The sequence below is a fragment of the Spongiactinospora gelatinilytica genome, from assembly GCF_003236385.1.
Classification (GTDB): Bacteria; Actinomycetota; Actinomycetes; order Streptosporangiales; family Streptosporangiaceae; genus Spongiactinospora; species Spongiactinospora gelatinilytica.
Window position 1 is genome coordinate 1 of record NZ_POUA01000418.1, and the last position, 6,344, is coordinate 6,344.

Genomic DNA, 6,344 nt, shown 5'->3' on the forward strand with positions numbered 1-6,344 from the left:
GCCCGGCCCCCGTCGCCCACCAGCCCGCCGCCCGGCCGCGACGGCTGCGGCCGGGCGGCGGGCTGGTGGGCGACGGGGGGCTCGTGCCGCGGCTCCGGCCGGGGCGGTGCCTCTGACCTGGGCGGCGGGTCGGAGCGGATGGACTCCGTACGGTGGTCGGCCTTGACGCTCGGCGTGCCCGGCGATGAGCGGACCGGCCCCGGGGACGCCGGCGCGGCGGGCCGCGACGGCTGCGGCCGGGCGGCGGGCTGGTGGGCGACGGGGGCCGGGCTCTCCCTGGCCGGCTCGTCGAACCCGGCCGCGATCACCGTGACCCGCACCTCGTCGCCGAGGGCGTCGTCGATGACCGTGCCGAAGATGATGTTGGCTTCCGGGGCCGCCGCGTTGGAGACGAGCTGGGCGGCCTCGTTGATCTCGAACAGGCCGAGGTCGGAGCCGCCCGCGATGGACAGTAGCACCCCGTGCGCGCCGTCGATGCTGGCCTCGAGGAGGGGGCTGGAGACGGCCATCTCGGCGGCGGCGACCGAGCGGTCGTCGCCCCTGGCGTGGCCGATGCCCATCAGCGCGGAGCCCGCGCCGGACATGACCGACTTCACGTCGGCGAAGTCGAGGTTGATCAGACCGGGAGTGGTGATGAGATCGGTGATGCCCTGCACACCGGACAGCAGCACCTGGTCGGCCGCCTTGAAGGCGTCGAGCACGCTCACCTGCCGGTCGGAGATCGACAGCAGCCGGTCGTTGGGGATCACGATGAGGGTGTCGACCTCGTCGCGCAGCGTCTCGATCCCGGCTTCGGCCTGGGAGGCGCGCCGCCGCCCCTCGAAGCTGAACGGCCGGGTCACCACACCTATGGTGAGCGCCCCCAGGGACCGGGCGATGCTGGCCACCACGGGCGCGCCGCCGGTGCCGGTGCCGCCGCCCTCGCCGGCGGTCACGAACACCATGTCGGCGCCCTTGAGGACCTCTTCGATCTCCTCCCGGTGGTCTTCGGCCGCCTTGCGGCCCACCTCCGGGTTGGCGCCCGCGCCAAGGCCGCGCGTGAGTTCTCTGCCGACATCGAGTTTGACGTCGGCGTCACTCATCAGCAGCGCCTGGGCGTCGGTGTTGATGGCGATGAACTCGACGCCCTTGAGTCCCTCCTCGATCATTCGGTTGACGGCGTTGACGCCGCCGCCGCCGATGCCGACGACCTTGATGACCGCGAGGTAGTTCTGCGGTGCTGCCACGACGAGGGGCCTTTCCGCTCGTTGACTTGCGATATTTCCGGTGACTTACGGTGTTCGTGCGGTACGGCGATGCCGTGACCGCGATTCCCAAACCCTCACCCTCAAGTTGAGATTTAGATTTATGTCAACCTGAGGATTGATACGGACAGTAGGAGTTACGCTCTACGCGGGTCAACTAACCGCGCCGCAAGCGCGCCCGGCGTGTCGCGGCGTGTCCTTTTCGCGCGCCACCCCCGGCGGCCCGTCGCGGCGGGCCTGATGATCTCATTCCACGGTCACGACCTCGGGCGAGCTCACGTCATAGCTGTCCGCGGGCTTCTTGAGCAAGGTCATGAGAATACGCGCCTTCTGCCGGGCGCGGTCCGCGCCGCCCCACACCACCGTCCTGCCGTCTCCCAGGCGCAGGGACACCGCTTCGGGGCCCGTGGCGCGCACTTCGGCGACCTTGGGCGCAAGGGTGGCGGGCAACGACACGATCACCGCGAGCGCCGCCCTGGTCGACGGGTCCTCGGGACTCGGCCGGTTCACCCGGAGCAGCGGCAGCCGCGGCGATCCGACGGACCGCACCTCGGTCACCACGCCGTACTTGTCCACCAGCGCCGCCTTGCCGGCCACCGGGAGCACCGCCACGGGGCGGCGCTCCACGATCGCGATCCGGAGCGTCCCCGGCCAGGTGCGTTCCACCGCGGCCGACTCGATCTGCCGGATGCCGAGGACCCTGCCCCGCACGCCGCCGAGATCGACGGTCGCCAGCGGGTGCCCCTCCGGCACGCCCGCGGCCCGCTGGATCTGCTCGGACGGCACGGTGAGATTTCCCACAACCTCGATCTCCCGCAGGCCGAGCACGCTGGAGAAGAACACGATCCACGTCGCGCAGCCGACCACCGCGGCGAACAGCACGAGTACCAGTACCACCCGCCAGCCGGTCCAGCGGCCTCTGGCCGCACCGGCGTCCTCACCGCCGGCGGGCGGCGGCGCGGGCGGCCCGGGGGGCTCCGGAGGTGCCGGGACCTCGTCCACGTCGCCCGCCCGATCGGCCGTCCCGGCGGCCTCGGTGCTCCCTGGCGTGCCGCCGCCCCGCCGGGAGGCGGCCATGGCGACCGCCGTACCGGTGACCAGGGCTTCTCCCGCTCCGACCCCATGCCAAGGGGCCGGAAGGTGGGGCACGCCTCGGCCCCGGCGTCTTTCATGACGGACGACCCGCGCCGGGTGGTACGGCGGCGCGGTGCGCGGTCCCCTTCGCGTGGCCATGCGGTCGTGCGGTGTCCCTCCGATAGGCGTGCATGGAAAGGGGGAGGATCAGCGGCCGGAAAGCTCCGCGACGATCATAGGGCCCAGTTCGGTGACATCGCCCGCGCCCATGGTCAAGACGAGGTCACCAGGGCGTGCTTTGGTGGCGACCAGCGCCGGGACCTCGGCGCGGTCGGTGACGTAGGCGACCTGCCCGGCCGGGAGGGGCACCTTGCCCGCGACCAGGGCGCCGGAGACGCCGGGCTCGGGATCCTCCCTGGCGCCGTAGACGTCCATCACGATGGCCTCGTCGGCCAGCGCGAGGGCCACCCCGAACTCGTCGGCGAAGAACCTGGTCCGCGAGTACAGGTGCGGCTGGAAGACCGCGATCACCCGGCCCTCCCCCGCCGAGAACCCGGCGACCACGTCGCGGGCGGCACGGAGGTCGGCGGCGAGCTCGGTCGGGTGGTGGGCGTAGCTGTCGAAGACCGCGACGCCGCCCGCCTCGCCCTTGGACTCGAAGCGCCGCTTGGCCCCGGTGAAGGCCGCCAGGCCGTCGCGGATCTCGTCGAAGGGCAGGCCGAGCTCCACCGCGACCGCGATGACGGCGGTGGCGTTGAGGGCGTTGTGCGCCCCCGGCACCGACAGGCGTACCGGGCCGTGCCCGTCGACCTCGAAGGCGACGCCGAAGCCGTCCGGCCGGACCGCGCGGATGCGCAGGTCGGCGTCTTCGGCCTCGCCGTAGGTGCGGACGCTCAGGCCGCGCGCGCGGGCCTGCGGGATGAGCGCGGCCGAGCCGGGGTCGTCGGCGCAGACGATCAGCGCGGAGCCGACCCGCTCCACGAAGCGGGCGAAGCTGTCGTACACGGCGTCGGGATCGCCGTAGTTGTCCAGGTGGTCGGCCTCGACGTTGGTGACCACGGCGATGCCCGGGGCCAGCATCAGGAACGACCCGTCGCTCTCGTCGGCCTCCGCGACGAAGACCTCGCCCGCGCCCTCGTCGGCGCCCAGGCCGGTGGTGACGAGCTGCCCGCCCACGCAGTAGGAGGGGTCGGCGCCGCACTTCTGCAGCGCCACGGTGAGCATGGAGGTGGTGGTGGTCTTGCCGTGGGTGCCCGCGACCGCCACCCCGGTACGGCCGGCCATGACGGCGGCCAGCGCCGCGGCCCGCGGGATGACCCGCAGCCCCTGGCGCAGCGCCTCCCCCAGCTCGGGGTTGGAGTCGCGGATCGCGGTGGAGACCACCACGGTGTCGACGTGCTTGATGTGGGAGGCGGCGTGGCCGATGTGGACCGTCGCGCCCAGCTCGCGCAGCTCGGTGACCAGGGGCGAGGTACGTGTGTCGCTGCCGCTCACCCGTACGCCGCGCTTGAGCAGGATGCGCGCGATGCCGGACATGCCGGCGCCGCCTATGCCGATGAAGTGGACCCTGCCGAGGTCACCTGCGGCCACCGGCTCGACGAGTTTGACCAGGCTCATCTCGGGTCACCGCCCTTCCCGCCGGGAGGCGGCGATCTGCAGGACCCGGTGGGCCATGACCTCGTCGGCGTCTCTGCGGCCGAGCCTGGCGGACGCCTCCGACATCACCGCGACCCGCTCGGGGTCGGACAGGATCGGCAGCAGGTGGTGGGCGATCCACTCGGGATTGAGGTCGGCGTCGTCGACCATGAGGCCGCCGCCGGCGGCCACGATCGGGGCCGCGTTGGTGCGCTGCTCGCCGTTGCCGTGCGGCAGCGGCACGTAGGCGGCGGGCAGGCCGACCGCGGTCAGTTCGGCGCAGGTCATCGCGCCGCTGCGGCACAGCGCGAAGTCGGCCGCGGCGTAGGCGAGCTCCATCCGATCGATGTAGGGCAGCACGACGTACTGGGGGTCGCCGGGCGGCGGCTCATGCTCGATCGTGTTCCTCGGGCCGAGCACGTGCAGCACCTGGACGCCCGCGCGGCGCAGCGTGTCACTGGCGGCGAGCGCGGCCTGGTTGAGCGAGCGGGCCCCCTGGGAGCCGCCGAAGACCAGCAGCGTCGGCAGGTCGGCCTCCAGGCCGAACCAGGAGCGGGCCTTGTCCCCCATGGACAGCCGGTCCAGGTGGGAGATGTCGTGCCTGAGGGGGATCCCGAGGTATTGGGCGTGGGTAAGGGCCGTTTCCGGATGTCCGGTATAGACGTGCTCGGTCAGCCGCGCGCCGAGCCGGTTGGCCAGGCCGGGGCGTGGATTGGCCTCGTGCACCACGATCGGCACACCCCTGCGGCGGGCCGCGAGGTAGCCCGGGGTGGCGACGTACCCGCCGAACCCGACCACGACGTCGGCCTGCACCCGGTCGAGCACCCCGGCCGCGGCGTTGATCGCGCCGGCCAGCCGTCCGGGGACGGTGAGAAGCTGCGGCGTGATCGCGCGCGGCAGCGGCACCGCCGGTATGAGCTGCAGCTCATACCCTCGCTCCGGGACCAGGCGGGTCTCCAGGCCGCGCTCGGTGCCCAAGCAGGTGATTCCGGTGTCCGGGGCCAGCCGGCGCAACGCGTCGGCAAGGGCGAGCGCCGGCTCGATGTGCCCGGCCGTCCCGCCGCCCGCGAGGACCACCCTCATGTCGGTCCTTTCACTTCACCTATCGAATGACCGCGCTGTACGGCCCGCACGGCGACTACGCGCCTTCGGACCGCCCAGGCCAAGCCAGCTTAGGGCTCTCGCCACCGGTCCGGGGCCACGCGCGGCCAGAGCCTCGCGGGCGCCCGGCTCCCGCCGGGCGAATGACAGCAACATGCCAAGCGCGGCGAGTGTGGGCAACAGGGCCGATCCACCATAGGACACCAGCGGCAACGGGATGCCGGTGATGGGCAGAACGCCGATCACCGCGCCGATGTTCACGATGGCCTGACCGGCCACCCAGGCCACGGTGGCGGCCGAGGCGAGCCTGATGAACGGGTCGTTGACCCTGGATGCCACCCGGAGGCCGGCATATCCGAGCAGGCCGAAAAGCGTCACGACGGCAAGTGTGCCCGCCAGCCCGAGTTCCTCACCGAGGATGGCGAAGATGAAGTCACTTTCGGAATGCGGCAGCCAGCTCCACTTCTGCCGGCTGCTGCCCAGCCCGAGCCCGAACCAGCCGCCGGAGCCCATCGCGATCTGCCCCTGGACCGCCTGATAGCCCGCGCCCTGTGCATCCTCCCACGGCCGCAGATAGGCGGTCATACGGGCCATCCGGTACGGCTCGACGGTGATCATGATGACCGCCGCCAGTACGGCGCCCAGGAGGATCACGCCGAACAGCCGGACCGGGGCGCCGACCACCCACAGCAGCGAAAGGAAGATCAGCATTAGCACCAGGGTGGTGCCGAGGTCGCGGCCGAGCATGACCATCACGGCCAGGATCGCCGTGCCGGGCATCAGCGGGATCAGCAGTTGCCGCCACTCGATCCGGCCCGCCCTGGCCTTGCGGGCCAGCAGGTCGGCCCCCCACAGGGCGAGCCCGAGCTTGGCGGGCTCGGACGGCTGGAGGTAGATGGGCCCGAGGTCGATCCACCGCTGCGCGCCCTGCTGGGACTCACCGACCAGGATCACAAGGATCAGGCCGATCACGGAGAGCACCATCAGGGGGTATCCGGCCAGCCGGAAGAACCGCTGCGGCAGCCGGGAACAGATCCACATGATCGGTACGCCCAGCGTCGCGGAGAACGACTGCCGCAGGAACCACGAGAACGGGCTGCCGGTCTGCTGCAACGCCTCGATGCTGGAGGCGGAGAGCACCATCATCAGGCCCAGCGCGAGCAGCAGCGCGCTACAGCCCACGATGAGGTAGTAGGTGGTGAGCGGCCGGTCCAGCAGTTCGAGCAGCGCCCCCGTCCGCTCGCGGAACAACCCGCGGTGATCCCACCCACGCCGCGAGCGGACGGGGGC

The 6,344-nt window shown here is 72.1% G+C and carries 5 protein-coding genes; all 5 read right to left on the minus strand.

What is annotated here, in order from left to right; translation table 11 throughout:
- Positions 1–1,226: cell division protein FtsZ (ftsZ, locus tag C1I98_RS33480; RefSeq protein WP_111171349.1), on the minus strand; the 1,226-nt coding region annotated here is incomplete at its 3' end.
- Positions 1,227–1,490: 264 nt separating this feature from the next.
- On the minus strand, positions 1,491–2,321 hold the full coding sequence (locus C1I98_RS33485) for a cell division protein FtsQ/DivIB (protein ID WP_111171350.1): 831 nt from the start codon (positions 2,319–2,321) through the stop codon (positions 1,491–1,493).
- A gap of 204 nt (positions 2,322–2,525) precedes the next feature.
- Positions 2,526–3,935 (minus strand): UDP-N-acetylmuramate--L-alanine ligase, encoded by a 1,410-nt coding sequence (gene murC / locus C1I98_RS33490; protein WP_111171351.1) that lies wholly within the window; start codon positions 3,933–3,935, stop codon positions 2,526–2,528.
- Between the two features lie 6 nt (positions 3,936–3,941).
- Positions 3,942–5,036 (minus strand): undecaprenyldiphospho-muramoylpentapeptide beta-N-acetylglucosaminyltransferase, encoded by a 1,095-nt coding sequence (murG, locus tag C1I98_RS33495; RefSeq protein WP_111171352.1) that lies wholly within the window; start codon positions 5,034–5,036, stop codon positions 3,942–3,944.
- Positions 5,037–5,051: 15 nt separating this feature from the next.
- The gene (gene ftsW / locus C1I98_RS33500) at positions 5,052–6,305 is read right to left on the minus strand and encodes a putative lipid II flippase FtsW (protein WP_111171353.1); all 1,254 of its coding nucleotides are present in this window, start codon (positions 6,303–6,305) and stop codon (positions 5,052–5,054) included.
- Between the last annotated feature and the right edge of the window lie 39 nt (positions 6,306–6,344).

What these genes read in the sequence shown, in the direction of transcription:
- C1I98_RS33485 (WP_111171350.1), bottom strand. Translation starts at nt 2,321, where the DNA reads ATGGCCGCCTCCCGGCGGGGCGGCGGCACGCCAGGGAGCACCGAGGCC.
- murC (WP_111171351.1), bottom strand. Translation starts at nt 3,935, where the DNA reads ATGAGCCTGGTCAAACTCGTCGAGCCGGTGGCCGCAGGTGACCTCGGC.
- murG (WP_111171352.1), bottom strand. Translation starts at nt 5,036, where the DNA reads ATGAGGGTGGTCCTCGCGGGCGGCGGGACGGCCGGGCACATCGAGCCG.